We start from the raw sequence: 20,274 nt of genomic DNA on the forward strand, positions 1-20,274 counted from the left end.
ATTTTTAAGCATCTGATCTATATAATTTTTGCGCAGATCCTTCATACAATTGTCGAATCTTAGCAGATAATCTCGTGGTACAATAGGAGATATTGAATCATGAGGAGAGAATACTATGGAAGAAACAGCTCGCTCAGGCAAGAATTATACAGCGATTATTGTGACACTTTCCCTGGTCGTAAATGCGATTATATTGGGTTTGTTCTTTTTACCGATAGGCTATGGCGGCGAAGTTAAGTTTGATATTCATATATTTCCGCGCATAAACGCCGTGCTAAACAGTTTTACATTTGTGTTTTTAGTGATCGCGCTCGTCTCGATTATCAAAAAAAATGTTAAGCTGCATAAAGGCTTTATTTTAGCCGCTTTTACAACAACTTTGCTTTTTTGTGTGTCATATCTGACGTATCACTACATGTCAGGGGAAACGACTCGTTTTGGAGGAGAAGGATTCATCCGCAATGTATATTTCTTTATCTTGATTACACACAGCTTCCTTGCTGCAATTATTGTGCCGCTGGCATTGTTCTCCCTTGTATGGGGCTGGACAGGACAGCTTACAAAGCACCGTAAAATCGTGCGCTGGAGTATGCCGATCTGGCTTTATGTAAGTTTCACGGGTGTTATTGTTTACTTGATGATTTCTCCGTATTATTAAGAAAAAGCTCAGCAGCTGCTGAGCTTTTTCTATTCTTCCGTAGGTGTGTTGATAAATAGAGAGTCTTTTAGAGAGGTTACGCTTACTTGTTTGCCATTCTTTTCAAAAGCTGTTGTGCCGCCCATCCTCTCTGCTTTTTCCCATCCCCAAAGCCGAATGGCTGCGAGATAAGCCGAAGGAAGGCCATCCTCTTCTGAAGCGAGCGACCAGGTGTACTCCTCAAAGCTCCCGTCTTTTGACAACTTTAATAGGGTGGCGCTGACCGGTACAGGAAAATCGTCAACCGTTTGGGACGACTGATAATAACCGTAATAATAAAAAATGACTCCTGCTAGCATGAAAAAGACCAGGATTCCTGTAAATATCTTCTGTTTTTTCATTTATACAACGACCTCCATAAATAAAAAACCGCATACGCTTCCAAGCCTTTCCATCCGGCAGAAAGCTTCAGAATTTCCTCTATTGAAGGCTTACGCTCTAAATCAAGCTGAGCTTTTATCGCATTGTGAAGTCCCACATCTGCAATCGGAAAAGCTGCTGGATCTTTCAAGCATTTCATCAATACGTAGTCAGCTGTCCAGCCTCCTATCCCTCTGATGCTTAATAGGAAAGCCCTGGCTTCTTCTTTTTCTAATAAAAGCAGCTGTTCTTTAGATAAGGTTCCATCAGATATCGAACGGGCGATTCCAAGAATATATTCTGCTTTTCTCGTTGTGAATTGAAGTTTTTGCAGATCCGAAACATGTAAGGCGGCAATGATTTCTGGCTCGGGAAAAATCCACATCGTTTTACCATCAAACTCGTAGTTCTCTCCATACACCTCAGTCAATCTTCTTTTTAACGTATAGGCGAAATTCAGGTTAATCTGCTGTCCTATAATGGCCCATGTTAATGCCTCGAACAAATCAGGAATTCCAATAATGCGGAGTCCATGATGAGTAGAGACGACTGTATTTAATAGTGCATCTTTTTCAGCAAGCTCATAAAAAGGCTTCATGTCACGATCTAAATCAAACAAGTTCCAAATGTATTTAGCTGCCTGTAATCGGCTGAACTTGTTTGGTAGAACATCAGGAAACTCAATTACTAGTTTTTCCTGCTTCATAGATACTTTCATCAAAATCTTTTTTTCTTCAATTTTTATACATTTAAAGAATGAGTTTTCATGAATGAGGTGAAGCACTTCAGCGTCAGATCTTCCTAAAAACACAAGACATTCTTTGAAGTTAAAATCACTTGGAGGCACGAGCTCTATATGATTTTTATGGTCAATCCATATGCCTGGCGAAAGATCAGGAAAACATTTTTTACATGCTCGGAAGTGATGTTTTTCAGCTTCATCTGCTGAATGGAAAAACACAACATTCTCAGGAAACGGTTTTTTTGCATAGCAAGAAGGCAAACAATAGATTTTGGTGGTTTTCACTCCAGTGTAAAACATACCATCAAAGGCTTTGTCACCTGAAAGCATCGCTTCGATCATCGTGCTGCGGGGTAAAACGGCCATTAGCAACAACCCCTTTCATATGAAAAAATGATACCACTTTTTTACAAGTTTTTGTATAATGACGTAGATTTTAATTTTTGAAACTTTTCTCATAAAGGATTCCTCTAACATGTGAAAGGAGAGGAAAGCGTGAATCATTTATATACGGTGAAAAAAGCAATAAAAGGGAATGAAGATGCATTTGAAGAGCTAATAAAAATAGAGAGTGCCAAACTATATAAAACGGCTTTTTTATATGTTCGAAATAAAGAAGATGCCCTCGATATTCTTCAGGATACAGTTTGCAAAGCATTTGTTTCAATAGGGAGCTTAAAGCAGCCTGAGTATTTCAGTACTTGGCTGACGAAAATATTAATTCGCACTGCTTATGAATTTCTTAAGAAGAAGAAAAAAGTCGTATTAATAGAAAGTGCATTTTTTGAAAATAAGGCGGCTGTGAATAAAGAAAGCGAGCTCGATCTCCCATATGCTATTTCTACCTTAAATCATCACTATCAAACCGTTATTATTTTATTCTATTACCATGATTTATCCATCCGCACGATCGCTGAAACCATGAAAAAACCTGAGGGAACGATCAAGACATATTTGCGCAGAGCAAAAGCAGAGCTGAAGCATGTGCTCGAAGGAGGGCATCAATATGGACAAAAAATGGTTTAATAGTCAATTAGCAGAAATTGAATTGCCTGAAGATGAAATTTTTTATGCGATTGATTGCGGGATTAAGGCTGGGAGAGAACAAAAGCGTTTTAAGAGACGATTCACTGGAAAGTCAGCTGCTATTCTTTCAGCAGCGGCAGCATCAATCGTATTAGCATTTGGATTTGTTTTCGCTCCTGTAACGAATGTATTGGCAAGTGTTCCATTATTAGGTTCAATCTATGAAAACTTCTCTTTTTCTATTGGAAAAGAATTATCTGCAAGTAACTTAGTGACAGAACTGAATGAAAAAGCAACAAGCAATGGAGTAAGTGTTACACTGACCAGTGTCTTTTTTGACGGAAATGTCGTCGGTGTGACATTTAAGGCAGAAGGCGATTCTCTTCCTGAAAAATGGGTGGAAGGACCAAACGATCCAGTAAGCGGCTACAGTCATTATCTCTTTGATGGCAGTGAATCTAAGCAATGGTCAGGGGGACACTCTGGAATTGTTAAAACGGAAAAGGGATACATTGGGTCGATGGAATTGCATAATCCGAGTAAGGATTTGCCGTCAGATTTCACATTGCCATTAACATTCTATTATATGGCAGGTCAAAAAGGAGAATGGAAATTCAATGTTCCAGTGAAACAAATCCCGCCTGAAACAATTGCTGTAATGGGTAAATCGGAAGTTGGGAATTACACTTTAAATATGAAATCAATCACTATGGGAAAAGCAACAACCATGCTCGAATTTGAAACGATGTTTCCGCTATCTGGTGAAGATGATCAAATCACGATTCATGTTACCGATGATCAGGGAAGAGAGTTTTCACCGAGTCATGGAGATATTCTGCAGAAAGAAGAAAAAAATGGAATGCTGCTAGAACAAGTCCGCTATTTGTTTACAAATAAAATGTCAAGTGAGAGTAAGTTCTTAATGATTTATCCAGAAGTAGAACGAGATGAACCACGGATCTTAGAAACGATAAAATCTGCACCATTTAAAGTGGAAAGTAAACGATTTGAGTATAAGATTGACATAAATTCGATAGAAAAAAAAGGAACCGAGCTGATCCTTGATTATCGTGTGGAAAATGTGAAAGCGTCTGATTATAAGGAAGATATTTTAGTTAATTTTGCAGATTCAATCTCATTAGAAAAAGGCAAATCAATTATTTATGGAAACAAGGGGAAACTGATTGATAAGGAAAAAATGCAGTTTCAATCGAGGTTTAGTGTCCCGGATGATTTTAATAGCAGTGAGTTTTCCATATCCGTGCCTTTTGGAATCTTCAGCAAAAATGCAGATCCAATGAAGATGGAGCCGTTACGAGTGATGATAAATAATGATTAGGGAATAATTGGAACAATGCAAAGAAAAAGATTTTATCCGCACTGAGTCAAAATAGATTGCAGCAATATGAAAAAATCTGTTGGATCAATGCTCATACACCTAAAACCGGTCAATTGCTGACCGGTTTTCTGCATTCTTAAGAACGTAATTCAATCCTGAATCCAATGATTCAAAAATGAATCACATAGCAACAGCAATCTAACCTCGGGCAATTCAAATTTGAATCACTTCATTTCATCAGGTCAACTGGAGCGCGAACCGCATGCTTGGCACACTTCTTGCATCTACTATAGCAAGTATCATAAAAGGGGGATATACATATGCAAACAACGGTAACACAGGAAATCGAACAAATGAAAAAAATGGTAAAGAGTTTTGTGGAGAATGAGGTTGAGCCTTATGCTCAGCAGATTGAGGATGAGGACAGGATTCCAGATCATTTAGTTGAGCAGGCGAAGGACTTGGGGCTTTTCGGCATCAGCATTCCTGAAGAGTACGGAGGGATCGGACTGAATGCAGTTGGCAAAGCTGTCGTGCTTGAGCAGCTGGGACATACGCATAACGGGTTTGTCAGCTTAATAAGTGCACATACAGGAATCGGGAGCACAGGTTTGGTCAAGCTTGCTTCTGAGCAGCTGAAGCAAAAGTATTTGCCGGATATGGCTGCAGGAAAGAAAATCGCCGCTTTCGCTTTGTCTGAGCCAGGAGCTGGTTCAGATGCAACCAACTTGGCAACGCGTGCCGAGAAACGCGGAAATCAGTGGGTTCTAAACGGGACAAAACATTTTATTACGAATGCACCTGTTGCAGATGTGTTTACTGTTTTTGCGCTAACGGATAAGGAAAAAGGTGCGAAGGGCGGTATTACGGCATTTCTGGTAGAAAAAGATTTTCCGGGATTCATGGTTGGAAAAAAGGATAAAAAGATGGGGCTTCGAGGATCGCATACAGCTCAATTGATTTTTGAAGATTGTGCCTTGCCGGAGGAAAATGTTATTGGAGAAATTGGAATGGGCTATATGTCGGCTTTGAAAATCCTGAGTGAGGGCCGTGTCGGACTTGCTGCAAGAGCTGTTGGGTCGTGCGACAAGTTGATAGCGCTTTCAGCAAATTATGCAAAAGAACGAATCCAATTCGGCAAACCGATCGCAGACAATCAGGCGATTCAATGGATGCTTGCGGACATGGCGACGGAAACGGAAGCTGCCAGAACACTTACCTATATGGCTGCTTCGATGATTGATGAAGGAAAAAAAGTGATAAAGGAAGCATCGATGGCTAAGCTATTTGCTTCAGATGTATTTAACCGGGTCGCAGACAAGGCGGTACAGATTCACGGCGGCATGGGCTATGTGTCGGATTATCCGGTTGAACGTTATTATCGGGATGCACGCATTACGAAAATTTATGAAGGCACAAATGAAATTCAGAGGCTGATTATCGCCAGAAGAGTACTTGAAGAAAATTGAGTCAGAGCGGATAGGGGGAGTTAGATGCGCTGGGTTGTGCTTGTTTTACTGTTTTTTGGGATGTTCATTAACTTTGCGGATAAGTCGATTACAGGGCTTGCAGCTGTTCCAATCATGAAGGAATTTAAACTTTCGTATGCAGATTGGGGTCTTGTCGGCAGCAGCTATTATTGGCTGTATCCAGTGACAGGAATTTTCGGTGCAGCCTGGGCTGACCGGGTGGGCGCTAAAAAAGTTTTAGGATTCCTTATGCTTACATGGGCTGTTTTACAAATAGGCGTGCTCGCCATTGCCGGTCTGCCATTGCTGCTGCTTTACCGGTTTTTGCTTGGAGCATTCGAGGGTCCGTTTAGCCCAATTGCTTATAACCATGCGAATACGTGGTTTCCGCCAAAGCTTCGCGGGCTTGCAAATTCAGTTGTCGTATCAGGGGCTACATTAGGTGCGATGGTCGCAGCTCCCATTCTTGTAGCACTCATCCATATATTTGGCTGGCGGATGGCATTTGCATTTTTGGGAGTTGCGAGTATCGTCTGGTTCGTTCTGATTCAATTTACGAGAGATGTTCCAAAAGCAGAAGAACTGGAAGAAGACGAAATGCCAAAAAAGAAGCAGCTTGAGAAGCTTGATATTAAAGCATTTCTGCTGATGTTATCTAAGCCATCCGCTTTATTTACAACACTTGCTTATTTTTCAACGTACCTGCTTGTTGTCTGGTTTGCGGTTTGGCTTCCGGTTTACCTCGTTAAAATCGTAAACATGTCGAACATTGAGATGGGGTATGCTGTTTCTGGCATCGGGGTTGCATCAGTGGGAATCTATATAGGGGTTTCGGTACTATCTGACCGCATGTTTAAGCGCAATAAAGATTGGCGCATATCTAGAGTGTACGTTGTGGGACTAGCCATGATCGTTGGAGCTTTATTGCTTGCATCTACGGCAATCATTCAAAACGCAGTCTGGGTTATCATTGCCATGTGTTTTGCTAAGGGTCTAACGTATGCCATCTTAACGATCGGACCAACTATTATCATTCAATTACTTCCTGAACGCGGCGGTCTGATGACGAGTATTTTAACATCATCCGGCAATCTTGCAGGAATCGTTGGACCTTTGATTACAGGCTACATTGTCGGATCGTCTGGTGAAAATAGTACAGCAGGATTTGATTTGTCTATCATCTTCATGGCGGGGCTGATCACGTTATTTGGAATTTTGTTTACTGTTTTCGTAAGGCCTCAATCAACGATGCATTTTGAAGCCGAAAACAATTCAGCAATCGGAAAGTAAGGAGGAGGTTTTTTGGAGCGAACCATTCATCGCCCGTGGCATTCCTTTTACCAGCACCAGGATGTTCATATTCCTGAACAATCCATCTATTTATTTCTTGAGAAAACAGCTGAACGTTATGGAGATCAAACGGCGATTATATTTGAAAATGAGGAAACATCTTATGCGGAATTAAAGACAAAAGTAGATCATCTTGCTGGAAAATGGGACGAAATGGGCTTCAAAAAAGGGGAGCGTATCGGATTAATGCTTGCCAATCATCCTGATTATGTGATTTTCTACTATGCCGCCCATGCACTAGGATTGATTGTTGTTCAAATCAATCCTATGTACACAGCAAGGGAATTGCTGCAAATCGTTACAGACGCAGAAGTGTCCTATATTGCTGCCGACAGTCTTGGCAGAAGAACAATAAATGAAGTCAGCGATTTGTACGTTTTTAAACAAATGATGGCATCTCAAATGACAGAATCAGACGAGCGTTATCACAATCTGGAGGACCTGATAGCCTGCAAGATTCCTTTGAAAAATCCCGCAGCAATCGATGCAAAAAAAGAGGTTGCCGTCATTCAGTACACAGGCGGCACGACGGGGAAAATGAAGGGCGCGATGCTGACACATTTCAATCTGACTGCAAACGTCTATCAAAGCTATTTAATGTACGGGGACTCTATGGTTCAAGGAGAAGAAACGGTCTTAATCGCCACTCCGCTCTACCATGTGTACGCCATGACAAGCGGCATGAATCTTGGAATCTTCATCGGAGGGAGACTTCTTTTGTTCAGGAAGTTTGATATTGATGATGTGCTGAAAAAAGTGAAAACACATAGCCCTACTTTTTTCCCAGGGGTGCCTAAAATGTATATTGCATTCGTGAATCACCCGGAAATTGAGGAAGCAAAACTGAATTGTTTAAAACTGTGCTCATCAGGATCTGCTCCGCTTCCAGTAGAAATAATTCAGCGCTTTGAACAGCTCACAGGAACTCGGATTGGGGAAGGATTTGGGCTGTCAGAAGCTTCTCCTACAACACACCGCAATCCGCCGTTTGGGAAAAGAAAAATAGGCAGCATCGGAATCCCTGTTCCTGAAACAGATTGCATCATTATTGATGATGATAATCAGGAGCTTGGCCCTAAAAGTGTTGGGGAGCTTTTAATTAAGGGCCCACAGATTATGAAGGGCTATTGGAATAATGAAGTGGAAACACATGCATCTCTTAAAAATGGCTGGCTTTATACAGGTGATCTGGCAACGATGGATGAAGAAGGGTACTTCTACATCGTTGGCAGAAAAAAAGAAATGATCATTCTTGGCGGATTTAATATTTATCCCCAGGAGATTGAGGGTGTTTTGTATGAACACCCTGATGTAAAGGAAGCAGCAGTTGTCGGTCTTCCTGACGAGGAACATGGGGAAAGAGTGAAAGCGTATGTTGTTCCAAAGGATGGAAAGACCATTGATAAAGATGAGCTAAAGGGCTATTGCTATACGAAATTAACGCCATATAAAGTTCCAAAGCAGTTTGAAGTGAGAGACAGTCTTCCGCGAAATACGGTTGGCAAACTATTAAAACGATTGCTGATTAAAGAAGAATCAGAGAGAGGGGATTCTCAAAATGGAAATTAATAAAGTAGCTGTTATCGGAGCAGGAACGATGGGCTCGCAAATTGCAATGGTATGTTCTCTAGCTGGCTATCCTGTCACATTACAGGATGTTAGAGCGGAAAGTCTGGAAAAAGCAAAGGATTTTTTGGACATGCAAATGGAGAAGCGAATTAAAAAGGGCAGGTTCACTGCTGAGGAAGTGAAATCCGCTTTTCAGAGAATCTCTTTTACCACATCCCTTGAAGAGTTAACAGAATCAGATTTGGTTATCGAAGCAATCGTTGAAAAGCTCGATGTGAAAAGAGAGCTCTTTAAGAAGCTGGATGAAATGACACAGCCGCATGCTATTTTAGCCACAAACAGCTCAACAATTGTCAGTTCAAAAATAGCGGATGTAACGGGACGTCCTGATAAGGTCTGCAACATTCATTTCTTCAATCCAGCGCTAGTCATGGAGCTTGTAGAGGTTGTGAAAGGTCCGCACACTTCTGAAGAAACAGCTCAAACGTCGATGGACTTTGTAAAAAAGATTAATAAGCTGCCCGTTTTATTGAATAAAGAAATTTCAGGATTTATTGCAAACCGCATATTAGGAAAGCTGATGGATGAAGCCGTGTACCTGCTTGAAAATGGCTATGCCAGCCATGAAGAAATTGATCTTGTATGTACAAAAGCGCTTAATCATCCGATTGGCCCCTTCGCCTTAATGGATCTGACCGGCATTGATGTGAACTATTTTGTGAGAATGCAGCGCTATGAGGAAAGCGGAGATGAGCGGGATAAGCCTGCCAAGATCGTCCGGGAAAAAGTAGAAAAAGGGGAGCTCGGCAGAAAAACCGGCAAGGGTTTTTACACATATGAAAATCAAAATTCAGCAGTGAAATAGAGGTGATTTTGTGCAAAACGTAAGTGTTATTGGTGCAGGAACAATGGGGCGCGGGATTGCCTATGCATGTGCAGCTGCAGGTTTTTCAGTCGTAGTTCAGGACATTCATGAAGAGTCACTGGATAGGTGCCGCTCCTATGTGGCCAGACAATTCGAGAAGACAGGAAAATCAGAAGCAGGCGTACAAATCGTTTATACAACAGATCTAAAGCAGGCAGCAAAAGACGCAGATCTCATAATTGAAGCAGTGCTCGAAATTATGGAACTCAAGATAAATGTTTTCAAAGAGTTAGATCGCTATGCAAAGCCATCTGCCATATTGGCCACGAATACGTCAACGATGAGTCCAACTGAAATTGGTGCCCAAACGAGCCGTCCAAAGCAATGTATTGCGCTTCATTTTTTCAACCCTGTGCCAAAAATGAAGCTGATCGAAGTCATTTGCGGCTTGGAAACGTCAGAAGAAACGATTGATGCCTGCTTTCGATTTGGAGAAACACTTGGGAAAGAATGCGTAAAGATTAATGAGTTCCCAGGTTTTGCGGTCAGCCGCATGAATTGCCTGATCGGAAATGAGGCGATGACGATGATGATGGAAGGCGTGGGTTCTGTTCAGGATATCGATAAAGCGATGAAGCTAGGGTTGAATCATCCAATGGGGCCGCTCGAGCTTGCTGATTTAGTCGGGCTCGATACGAGGCTCCGGAATATGGAATATCTCTACAAAACACTTGGTGAGAAGTTCCGGCCCTGTCCGATTCTCGTAAAATATGTGAAAGCAGGCTGGCTTGGCAAAAAGAGCGGACGTGGATTTTATGAATACAGCTAGGAGGCAAGCGCATGAACTTTCATTTCGATGAAGATATTCAATTTTTAAAGCGGAATGTCCGTGATTTTGTACAGACCGAGGTTGAAGCAGCAGCGATGGAAATCGAGGAGTCAAACTCGATTCCTGAACGAATTATTCAAATGTCAAAGGAACTTGGTCTTTTCGGTTTAAGTATTCCTGAACAATACGGCGGACTTGGGATTGGAATGGTAGGCAAGTGTGCTTTATATGAAGAAATTGGTGCGACACATAATGGATATACGACACTGATTGGCGCGCATACAGGAATTGGAACGGTAGGCATCGTTGAAATGGGAAATGAAGAACAAAAGCAGAAATACCTCCCTGCGATGGCGAAAGGAGAAAAAATCGGTGCATTTGCCCTAACGGAGCCTAGTGCCGGCTCAAATGCGACCAATCTAAAAACGAAAGCTGTGAAAAAAGGGGATAAATACATTCTGAATGGGACGAAGCATTACATCACAAATGCAACCGAAGCAGATGTGTTTACTGTAATGGCAGTGACTGACCCTGAAAACGGAGCAAAAGGCATTACTTCTTTTATCGTAGAAAAGAATTTCCCTGGCTTTCAAGTGGGAGCTGTCGAGAAGAAAATGGGACTGCGAGGTTCACATTCAGCTGAAATTATTTTAGAAGATTGTGAGGTTCCGGCTGAAAATGTTCTTGGAGAAGAAGGACAGGGGTATGTAAATGCGCTGAAGATCCTGGCAAATGGACGTGCAGGTCTTGCTGCCCGCAATCTTGGATCAAGTCAGAAGCTGTTGGATTTATCGATGATTTATTCGCAGAAACGGATTCAATTCAATGTTCCTATTTTTGAACATCAGGCAGTCTCTCATATGATTGCTGAAATGGCGATGGAAATTGAGGCATTGCGCTCATTTACCTATCGGGTCGCCTGGATGGTTGATGAAGGCATGAAGGTGATTAAAGAGGCAGCGATGCTGAAGCTATTTGGTTCTGAAGTCTATAACCGGGTTGCGGATAAGGCGGTTCAAGTTCACGGCGGAATCGGATACATTGCTGACTATCCGATTGAGCGGTTTTTCCGGGATGCAAGGATTACAAGAATATATGAAGGTACTTCAGAGATTCAGAAAAACATCATTGCAGGTCAATTGAAAAAGCAATATCAATAAGAGGGGAGCTGAATGTAATGGAAAACATAGTGATCGCAAGTGCCGTCAGAACACCAATCGGCAGATACGGCGGAGCGCTTAAAGATGTTGAGGCGAGTTTTTTGGCCAGTTATGCAATAAAAGAAGCGCTTATTAGGGCAAATATAAACGCAGAACAAGTGGATGAAGTCATTTTAGGAGAAGTCAGACAAACAACCCTTGCCTCAAATGTGGCCAGAGTTGCAGCGCTGCGGGCCGGGGTACCTGTGACGGCCCCTGCCTTTTCCATTAATCGGCTTTGTGCATCAGGCATGCAGGCCATTGCTTCTGCTGTACAGCAAATTCAGTCAGGACAAGCGGAAATTGTTGTGGCCGGAGGAACTGAAAATATGAGTCTCTCTCCGATATATTTGCGTGGTTCCCGATTTGGAGGAGACGCTGCCCATTTAGTAGATTCCAATAAAGAAAATGGACAGCAGCCAAAGGAAACGTACGGCGAGCATCTGGGAATGGGAATGACCGCTGAAAATGTAGCAGAGAAATATCAAATTTCTCGGGAAGATCAAGATCAATTTGCTCTGGAAAGCCAAAAACGGACAGAACATGCGAATCAGAATCAGCTTTTTCAGGATGAAATTGTTCCAATCGAAGTTCCTCATAAAAAGGGCTCAACCATTTTTAATACAGATGAGCATCCTCGTCCGGATACAACCTATGAAAAGTTAGCACAATTAAAACCTGCTTTCAGGAAATCAGGAACCGTTACCGCCGGAAATGCATGCGGACGAAATGACGGGGCTGCAGCTCTAGTTCTGATGACTGAAAGCAAAGCGGATGAACTGAAGATTAAGCCGCTTGCAAGAGTAATAGACTGGGCAGCAGCTGGTGTTTCCCCTGAAGTGATGGGAATCGGTCCGGTCCCTGCTGTAAAAAAACTGCTCGAAAGAACGAAGAAAAACATCGATGATATTGATCTCTTTGAATTGAATGAAGCTTTTGCATCTCAAGCATTAGCTGTGATCAGAGAATTGGGGCTTGATCAATCGAAGGTGAATGTAAATGGCGGGGCTATCGCACTTGGTCATCCGCTGGGGGCAACAGGTGCAAGAATTGTTACAACATTGCTCCATGAAATGAAGCGAAGCCAGCGACAAATAGGTGTTGCCGCGCTTTGTGTCGGTGGCGGACAGGGAATGGCGATGATGATTGAACTTTTATAAGAGCTAAAAGGGAGCGGGTCAGATGCTGGATATTATGCATTCTTCATTTTTTGAACATTTGTCCCTGCAGAGGGAGCAGAATCAAGGAGAAGAGATTATCATTTCCGCCCTGATCGAGAAGGAACATCTTGCTGATCCTCAAACGATTGGAAGCGGCATTTTTTATACGATGCTTGATATTGCCATGGGTACAGCTGCATCTAATGCTGGAGGTGCTCCGTCTGCAACAATTGTATTAAATACAACCATTTTTGATGCGGCCGTCAAGTCCTCTTTAATATGCAGGGCTAAAGTGACGAACTGTTTTGAGGGCATGGCATCTGCTGAAGGCTGGGTTTATGATGAAAACCAAACTTTGATTGCAAAAAGCCAGGCAGACTTTAAATTGCTAAAAAGGAGCTGAAGAAAGATGAACGCTTTTGCAAATATTGAGATCAGAAAATCAGATGGCCTTGCTTATCTTGTCATCAATCGCCCGGAGCTTCGAAATGCCTTAAACAAAGAAACGTTAAATGAAATAATGGAAGCTTTAGAAATCCTTGCAGCAGATAATGAGACCGGTTGTGTCGTCTTTACGGGAAGCGGCGATAAATCTTTCGCTGCAGGCGCTGATATCAGGCAGCTTCAATCAAGAACCGCACTGGATGTCTTTAACCGCGGGGGCATGCAGCAGGTTTATGATTACATAGAAGCATACGACAAACCAACAATCGCCATGGTGAATGGATTTGCACTTGGCGGAGGCTGCGAACTTGCGATGGCATGTGACATCCGGATTGCTTCGGAAAACGCTAAATTCGGACTGCCAGAGCTGAATTTATCCATCATACCAAGTGCCGGCGGAACACAGCGACTTGCAAGGCTAGTCGGAAAAGGCGTCGCAATGGACATGATTTTAAGAGGGAAAATCATTGATGCGAAGGAAGCGTACCGAATCGGACTGGTTTCAGAGATTGCAGGAGTCGGAGAATTGCAGGAAAAAACAAAGGAAGCAGCGAGACAAATTCTTTCAAAAGGTCCTCTTGCGGTAAAACTCGCCAAGCTTGCCGTCCATGCGGGATTTGATGCTGATCAAAAAACAGGACTTATAATTGAAAAACTGGCCCAGGCTGTTCTTTTTTCAACGAATGATAAAAATGAAGGGACAGCTGCTTTTTTAGAAAAAAGAAAACCTCAGTTTACTTCCAAATAAGAAGTCCCTTTTCTAAAAGTTTGCTGCATTTTAGAAAAAATGGTTAAAACCTTTAGCGGATTGTAGCGGAAAGCAAGTGCCTGCAGCGGAAATCCACGGGTTCGATTAATAACCAAAAACAACAAACAATGCGAAAATAGCCTTTAGAAAAGAACACAATGTGAATAAGGAAACAACAATCAATTGCGAACACAGCCAATAAGAAAGGAAGTGCGCATGTGGCCATTCTTGTTCATGATATTCGGGAAAGTTTTGAAGACAGTCCCTTTTTTAATCATATGGGAATTGAGATTCTGCATTTTGAGGAGAATGCCGTAAAAATTAAGCTCACAATCAAAGAGTACGTTCTGAATGCAAACGGAACCCTGCATGGAGGCGTGCATGCAACGATGCTCGATTATGCTCAGGGCATGCTCCTCCGATCCATTACAAAAACTAAATGCATGACAGTAAATTTAAGCACGCAATACCTTGCCGGAATTTCAGAAGGTGATATTTTTGCGGAAGCAAAAGTGCTGCAGCTTGGTTATAAGCTTGCTTTTTTAGAAGGGGAAATCAAAGATTCCACCGGTCGTTTATTAGCAAAAGGAACTGGAACGTTTAAAATAATTCGTGATGAAGAAATTATTTAGTTGACCGAAGCTTATGCATGATAAATAGGCAGGGAGTCTAAATAACTGTTTTCATTTAAATAGGAGATTGTAAAGGATTAACAAAGTAATTTCATCGGGATTTTGATATTGTTTTCATCTTACTCAAGTAACGCTTTAAATGTAATCCACTTTAAACCCTTTGTAAATAAAGGGTTTTTGCTCGTATTTTGACTATTATTGTCAGTTTTTTCTCCTTGAAAAAGTCCTTCTATTACTCTATTAACCCACTTAGAAGATGGGATGATTTTCTTATTATTAATTCAATATACAGGAATATTCAGGTCTTAATATCCATGTAAATATCAGTCAATCTATTCGGGTGTGTGTATTTTTATGTAAAAGTTATTGTAAAGTAATGATATTTAATTTATAATTTTAAGAAAATTAGAAATATAACAGGGGGAATTTGGGTGAAGGTATATGTCTCAGTAGACATGGAAGGAATCACTGGACTAGCAGATGAGACTCACGTGAATTCATCCAGGCATAATTATGAGCGGGGCCGTCAGATTATGACAGATGAAGCAAATTATGTGATTGAATCTGCTTTTCATCAAGGAGCTTCAGAAGTGATTGTCAATGACAGTCATTCAAAAATGAACAATCTGCTGATTGAAAGGCTCCATCCTGAAACCCAGCTTATAACTGGGGATGTTAAACCATATTCCATGGTTCAGGGACTTGATGACACATTTTATGGCGCAATGTTTGTCGGGTATCATGCGCGTGCTTCGAAAATGGGTGTGATGTCACATACAATGATTTTTGGGGTTCGGGAGATCTGCATAAATGATGTTGCCGTAGGAGAACTAGGCTTTAATGCTTATGTGGCAGGATATCACGGGGTGCCAGTTTTGATGGTTGCCGGCGATGACAGAGCGGCTCTTGAAGCAGAAGCGTTAATTCCTAATGTGACAACTGCGGTAGTAAAAGAAACCATTTCACGCTCAACTGTTAAATCACTTACACCTGTAAAAGCAGGAGAGCTTCTAAGAGAGAAAACGGCTATTGCCATCAAAAATAAAGAACTTGTAAAACCGCTCACTCCACCAGATCATCCGCAGTTATCCATCGAGTTTGCCAACTATGGACAAGCTGAATGGGCAGCGTTAATGCCGGGAACAGAGCTTGTAGAGAACACCACGATTGTCAGGTTCCAGGCAAAAGACATTCTGGAAGCGTATCGGGCGATGCTTGTCATGACGGAACTGGCAATGAGAACGACATTCTGTTAGGAAGTGAGAAACGATGAATACATATCTATTTAAACGTCTGCTTTCCATGATATTAACGCTTTGGCTGATCATTACATTGACGTTTGTCCTAATGCATACAATTCCAGGTTCTCCTTTTAACGAAGAGCGCGGGACAAGCGAAGCGGTTCAGCGGAATCTTGAAGCCTTTTACCATTTAGATGAACCGCTGCCAGTGCAATACGCGATGTACATAAAATCACTTGTTACATTCGATTTTGGACCTTCAATTAAAAAGTCTTCACAAACTGTAAATGAATTGCTTGGACGCGGCTTTCCGGTTTCATTTGAGCTGGGAATCGTAACGCTTGCTGTCGCTGTTTTCTCAGGGATTACGCTTGGGGTCATTGCAGCACTCCGCCACAACGGATTCATTGATTATTTAGCGATGACTATCGCGGTGCTCGGCATTTCCGTTCCGAACTTTATCATGGCGACACTTTTAATTCAAAATCTGGCTGTCAATTTAAAAATTCTGCCTGCAGCGACTTGGTCGAGTCCGATGCATATGATACTGCCTACTTTGGCGCTTGCAACGGGGCCGATGGCGATCATTGCCCGTCTGACGCGTTCCAGCATGCTTGAAGTGCTGACTCAGGATTACATTCGGACAGCACGTGCAAAAGGACTTTCACCTGTGAAAATCGTGTTTAAGCATGCACTCAGAAACGCGCTGCTTCCAGTTGTCACCGTTCTTGGAACACTTGCAGCAAGCATCCTGACAGGCACCTTTGTGATTGAAAAAATCTTTGCCATACCGGGAATGGGCAAATATTTTATAGAGAGTATTGGTTCAAGGGATTACCCGGTCATAATGGGAACAACCGTTTTTTACAGCACGATCTTGATCATCATGCTGTTCCTGGTCGATATTGCATACGGAATTCTAGATCCGAGAATTCAATTACATAAAAGGGAGGGAAGATAATGGAGCTCCGAAAACAGCATGATCCAAATCCTTCCCGGGATCTCCCAGACAATTGGTTTGTCCCGAAAAGCAGGGACAAGCAGGATGCCGAGGCCGTCGTCAGACCGAGTCTTTCTTACTGGCATGATGCCTGGAGAAGACTTCGTAAAAATAAGCTGGCAATGACTGGCTTGCTCTTTCTAATCTTTATTACGTTTATGGCCATTTTTGGTCCAATCATCTCGCCCCACTCTGTCAGAACACAAGTCCTAACTGATCAAAATCTGCCTCCTTCAGCAAAATACTGGTTTGGAACAGATGAACTGGGCCGGGATGTTTTCACAAGAACATGGTATGGGGCTCGAATATCCCTTTTTGTAGCAGCCATTGCAGCTTTGATTGATTTTGTTATCGGGATTATCTATGGAGGAATTGCAGGCTATAAAGGAGGAAAAGTAGATCATTTCATGATGCGTGTCGTTGAAGTGCTGTACGGACTTCCGTATTTGCTTGTTGTTATATTGCTCATGGTAGTAATGGGTCCAGGCTTATTTACAATCATTGTCGCTTTGACTGTGACAGGCTGGATCGGCATGGCCCGGATTGTAAGGGGACAGGTCCTCCAAATCAAAAACTATGAATTCGTCCATGCATCTAAGTCCTTTGGAACAAAGACATCCCGTATTATCCGGAAAAATTTAATTCCAAACACGATGGGACCAATTATTGTTCAGATCACATTAACTGTTCCATCCGCTATTTTTGCCGAAGCCTTTCTAAGTTTTTTAGGACTTGGAATACAGGCACCCTTTGCAAGCTGGGGTGTGATGGCAAGTGATGCCCTTTCAACGATTTTAACAGGACATTGGTGGCGCCTCTTTTTTCCTGCTCTTTGTATTTCTCTGACGATGTTTGCATTTAACGTTCTTGGAGACGGATTGCAGGATGCGCTTGATCCAAAGCTAAGGAGGTAATCATCATGGGGAAAGTACTTGAAGTAAAAGACCTTCACGTTTCCTTTCAAACGTATGGAGGAGAGGTAAAAGCAGTTCGGGGAGTATCCTTTGATCTGAATAAAGGTGAAACATTGGCGATCGTCGGCGAGTCTGGCTGCGGCAAAAGTGTGACGTCTCAGAGCATTATGCGGCTGATCCCTGAGCCTCCAGGTAAAATTGATTCCGGCTCCATTCTTTTTAAGGGGAAGGACGTTACAAAATTAAAAGAACCAGAGTTAAGAAAGCTGCGCGGAGCAGATATCTCCATGATTTTTCAGGATCCGATGACTGCATTGAACCCAACCCTTACAATTGGGGATCAAATTATGGAAGGCATACAGCAGCACGAAAAAGTATCAAAAGAAAAAGCGAAACAAAAAGCGCTCGAGATGATGAACTTAGTTGGCATTCCAAGTCCCAAAGCCCGCTTGAAGCAGTATCCGCATCAATTCAGCGGAGGGATGAGACAGCGGATTGTCATTGCAATGGCGCTCGTTTGTGAACCGGAGGTACTGATTGCTGATGAACCTACAACCGCACTCGATGTGACCATTCAAGCGCAAATTCTCGATCTATTCAGAGACATTCAAAAGAAAACAAGCGTATCGATTATCTTAATAACTCATGATCTTGGAGTCGTCGCACAAGTAGCAGACAGGGTCGCGGTCATGTATGCGGGGAAAATTGTCGAGGCTGGCACAAGAAGAGAAATCTTCTATCGTCCTCAGCATCCTTATACAAAAGGGCTTTTACGATCCATTCCTCGTTTAGATATCGAAGAAGCAGAGCTCGTTCCAATTGCCGGATCACCGCCTGACTTATTCTCGCCTCCAGTGGGATGCCCCTTTGCGGCAAGATGCGAGTATACAATGGAAGTGTGTGATCGTGTCTACCCGTATACAGCAGATTTAAGCAAAGAGCATCATGTGGACTGCTGGCTACAGGATAGCAGAGCCAAGTTAATGACAGCTTCAATGAAATAACAGATAGATTTCAGAATTAGAGGGGGAGAAGTATGAAAAAATTTATGGGAATATTCCTGACGGCCATGCTCGTATTTGTACTTGCGGCATGTACAGCGAATGAAAGTGCAGGAAGTGATACGAAGGACGATGGGGACAAATCAGAAGCTAAAGAGAAAATTTTACGCTTAAACAATGGAGCAGAGCCTACATCGTTTGATCCTGTTATTGGATTTGACGCCGTTTCATGGAATGCTTTGAACAACCTGATGGAAGGCCTGACCCGCTTAGGAAAAGATCATGAACCAGAGGCAGCTACTGCTGAGAAATGGGACATATCTGAAGATGGAAAAACATATACGTTCCATATTCGCGCGGATGCAAAATGGTCAAACGGTGATGATTTAACGGCAAATGATTTTGTTTTTGCATGGAAACGCCTATTAAATCCTGAAACAGGATCTGGCGCAGCTTTCTTAGGATATTTCATTGAGGGCGGAGAAGCTTACAACAGCGGAACAGGCTCAGCAGATGATGTGAAAGTAAAAGCAGTAGATGAGAAAACATTCGAGGTTACGTTAATTAGTCCTCAAGCATACTTCTTAAGTGTTATTGCAAACCCTGCTTTTTTTCCGGTTAATGAGAAGGTGGCAACAGAAACGCCTGACTGGTTTGCAGAAGCAGATACATTTGTCGGAAACGGACCCTTTTCATTAGAATCATGGGAACATGACAAAGAATTCGTCATGAAGAAAAACGATCAATATTGGGATGCAAAAAACGTCAAGCTTGATGGCGTGCATTGGGCCATTGTAGAAGATACAAATACAGAATATCAGCTTTATCAAACAGGTGAATTAGATTCGTCTGATGTACCTGCAGACTTAAGTGAAAAGCTTTTTTCTGAAGGAAAAGCAAATGTTGAGGAACAGGCTGGCGATTATTTTTACAGAATGAATGTAACGCTTGAACCATTCCAAAATGTGAACATCCGCAAGGCATTTGCAATGGCCGTTGACCAAAAGCAAATCGTTGATTTTGTCACGAAAAATCAAGAAACACCTGCATATGGATTTGTTTCTCCAGGCTTTAAAGATCCGTCTGGAAAAGACTTCCGCGAAGCAAGCGGCGACTTAGTCAAAACAGATGCAGCCAAAGCAAAAGCGCTGCTTGAAAAAGGAATGAAAGAAGAAGGCTATGACAAGCTTCCTGAAGTAACCCTATCGTACAACACAGATGATACACATAAAAAAATTGCTGAAGCTCTTCAGCAAATGTTTAAAGATAACTTAGGTGTTGATGTGAAGCTTGCGAACCTTGAAGCGAATGTATTTGCAACAGATCAAAAAGCTTTAAAATTCCAGCTTTCAAAAAGCTCATTCTTGGCAGATTATGCTGATCCGGTTAACTTCCTTGAGAATTTCCAAACAGGACATTCCATGAACCGCACAGGCTGGACAAATGCTGAGTATGATCAATTAATTAAAGACTCTAAAAATGAATCGGATGAAGCAAAACGCTTTGAATTATTATACAAAGCTGAAAAGATTCTATTTGAAGAAGCACCAATCATTCCACTCCATTTCTACAACCAGGTATATTTGCAAAATGAAGATGTAACAGGCATTGTCCGTCACCCTGTCGGATATTTAGAATTGAAATGGGCAGATAAGAAGTAAGCCATGCAAAAGGGGTGTTCAGCTAGAT

20 protein-coding genes are annotated in these 20,274 nt (G+C 42.1%); 18 read left to right on the forward strand and 2 right to left on the reverse strand.

The window, feature by feature from the left end; all coding sequences use genetic code 11:
* The first annotated feature begins 115 nt into the window (after positions 1 to 115).
* Positions 116 to 658, forward strand: a complete 543-nt coding sequence (locus tag CYJ36_RS01895; RefSeq protein WP_101564247.1) for a DUF420 domain-containing protein — start codon at positions 116 to 118, stop codon at positions 656 to 658.
* Between the two features lie 29 nt (positions 659 to 687).
* Here the strand turns inward: CYJ36_RS01895 and CYJ36_RS01900 are convergent, their stop codons facing one another.
* Positions 688 to 1,038: a hypothetical protein gene (locus CYJ36_RS01900; RefSeq protein ID WP_101564248.1), complete on the reverse strand. Its 351-nt coding sequence runs from the start codon at positions 1,036 to 1,038 to the stop codon at positions 688 to 690.
* Positions 1,035 to 2,165 (reverse strand): DNA-3-methyladenine glycosylase family protein, encoded by a 1,131-nt coding sequence (locus CYJ36_RS01905; protein WP_101564250.1) that lies wholly within the window; start codon positions 2,163 to 2,165, stop codon positions 1,035 to 1,037. The genes CYJ36_RS01900 and CYJ36_RS01905 overlap by 4 nt, the downstream gene beginning before the upstream one ends.
* 129 nt (positions 2,166 to 2,294) lie before the next feature.
* Here CYJ36_RS01905 and CYJ36_RS01910 point away from each other — a divergent pair, with 129 nt between their 5' ends.
* From CYJ36_RS01910 to CYJ36_RS01990, 17 genes are all read left to right on the forward strand, one after another.
* On the forward strand, positions 2,295 to 2,825 hold the full coding sequence (locus tag CYJ36_RS01910) for a sigma-70 family RNA polymerase sigma factor (RefSeq protein ID WP_101564255.1): 531 nt from the start codon (positions 2,295 to 2,297) through the stop codon (positions 2,823 to 2,825).
* Complete coding sequence (locus CYJ36_RS01915) at positions 2,806 to 4,164, forward strand: DUF4179 domain-containing protein (RefSeq protein WP_180850005.1); 1,359 nt, start codon at positions 2,806 to 2,808, stop codon at positions 4,162 to 4,164. The genes CYJ36_RS01910 and CYJ36_RS01915 overlap by 20 nt, the downstream gene beginning before the upstream one ends.
* Before the next feature lie 320 nt (positions 4,165 to 4,484).
* Positions 4,485 to 5,633, forward strand: coding sequence for an acyl-CoA dehydrogenase family protein (locus tag CYJ36_RS01920; RefSeq protein ID WP_101564259.1), 1,149 nt, complete (start codon positions 4,485 to 4,487; stop codon positions 5,631 to 5,633).
* A 24-nt stretch (positions 5,634 to 5,657) separates the two neighbouring features.
* Complete coding sequence (locus tag CYJ36_RS01925) at positions 5,658 to 6,923, forward strand: MFS transporter (RefSeq protein WP_101564260.1); 1,266 nt, start codon at positions 5,658 to 5,660, stop codon at positions 6,921 to 6,923.
* Between the two features lie 12 nt (positions 6,924 to 6,935).
* Positions 6,936 to 8,552 carry a long-chain-fatty-acid--CoA ligase gene (locus tag CYJ36_RS01930; protein ID WP_101564262.1) on the forward strand — a complete coding sequence of 539 codons (1,617 nt, stop codon included), beginning with the start codon at positions 6,936 to 6,938 and terminating at the stop codon, positions 8,550 to 8,552.
* Positions 8,542 to 9,417 carry a 3-hydroxyacyl-CoA dehydrogenase family protein gene (locus CYJ36_RS01935; protein ID WP_180850007.1) on the forward strand — a complete coding sequence of 292 codons (876 nt, stop codon included), beginning with the start codon at positions 8,542 to 8,544 and terminating at the stop codon, positions 9,415 to 9,417. The genes CYJ36_RS01930 and CYJ36_RS01935 overlap by 11 nt, the downstream gene beginning before the upstream one ends.
* 10 nt (positions 9,418 to 9,427) lie before the next feature.
* Positions 9,428 to 10,246 (forward strand): 3-hydroxyacyl-CoA dehydrogenase family protein, encoded by an 819-nt coding sequence (locus tag CYJ36_RS01940; RefSeq protein ID WP_101564267.1) that lies wholly within the window; start codon positions 9,428 to 9,430, stop codon positions 10,244 to 10,246.
* Between the two features lie 11 nt (positions 10,247 to 10,257).
* Entirely contained in the window at positions 10,258 to 11,406 is a 1,149-nt protein-coding gene (locus CYJ36_RS01945; protein WP_101564269.1) for an acyl-CoA dehydrogenase family protein, read from the forward strand.
* Positions 11,407 to 11,423: 17 nt separating this feature from the next.
* Entirely contained in the window at positions 11,424 to 12,605 is a 1,182-nt protein-coding gene (locus tag CYJ36_RS01950; RefSeq protein ID WP_101564271.1) for a thiolase family protein, read from the forward strand.
* A 22-nt stretch (positions 12,606 to 12,627) separates the two neighbouring features.
* Positions 12,628 to 13,008 carry a PaaI family thioesterase gene (locus CYJ36_RS01955; RefSeq protein WP_101564273.1) on the forward strand — a complete coding sequence of 127 codons (381 nt, stop codon included), beginning with the start codon at positions 12,628 to 12,630 and terminating at the stop codon, positions 13,006 to 13,008.
* A 6-nt stretch (positions 13,009 to 13,014) separates the two neighbouring features.
* Positions 13,015 to 13,797, forward strand: a complete 783-nt coding sequence (locus CYJ36_RS01960) for an enoyl-CoA hydratase/isomerase family protein (protein WP_101564276.1) — start codon at positions 13,015 to 13,017, stop codon at positions 13,795 to 13,797.
* A gap of 218 nt (positions 13,798 to 14,015) precedes the next feature.
* Positions 14,016 to 14,429 carry a PaaI family thioesterase gene (locus CYJ36_RS01965; RefSeq protein WP_101564278.1) on the forward strand — a complete coding sequence of 138 codons (414 nt, stop codon included), beginning with the start codon at positions 14,016 to 14,018 and terminating at the stop codon, positions 14,427 to 14,429.
* 431 nt (positions 14,430 to 14,860) lie between these two features.
* Positions 14,861 to 15,685, forward strand: coding sequence for a M55 family metallopeptidase (locus tag CYJ36_RS01970; RefSeq protein WP_101564279.1), 825 nt, complete (start codon positions 14,861 to 14,863; stop codon positions 15,683 to 15,685).
* A gap of 13 nt (positions 15,686 to 15,698) precedes the next feature.
* A complete protein-coding gene (locus tag CYJ36_RS01975; RefSeq protein ID WP_101564280.1) occupies positions 15,699 to 16,631 on the forward strand; it encodes an ABC transporter permease in 933 nt (310 codons plus the stop codon).
* On the forward strand, positions 16,631 to 17,584 hold the full coding sequence (locus CYJ36_RS01980) for an ABC transporter permease (RefSeq protein WP_101564281.1): 954 nt from the start codon (positions 16,631 to 16,633) through the stop codon (positions 17,582 to 17,584). Before CYJ36_RS01975 ends, CYJ36_RS01980 begins: the two co-directional genes overlap by 1 nt.
* 5 nt (positions 17,585 to 17,589) lie before the next feature.
* The gene (locus CYJ36_RS01985; protein WP_101564282.1) at positions 17,590 to 18,588 is read left to right on the forward strand and encodes an ABC transporter ATP-binding protein; all 999 of its coding nucleotides are present in this window, start codon (positions 17,590 to 17,592) and stop codon (positions 18,586 to 18,588) included.
* A 32-nt stretch (positions 18,589 to 18,620) separates the two neighbouring features.
* Entirely contained in the window at positions 18,621 to 20,246 is a 1,626-nt protein-coding gene (locus CYJ36_RS01990; protein WP_101564284.1) for a peptide ABC transporter substrate-binding protein, read from the forward strand.
* Positions 20,247 to 20,274 lie beyond the last annotated feature (28 nt).

The sequence above is a fragment of the Bacillus sp. UMB0893 genome, from assembly GCF_002858905.1.
Lineage (GTDB): Bacteria > Bacillota > Bacilli > Bacillales > Bacillaceae > Bacillus_P.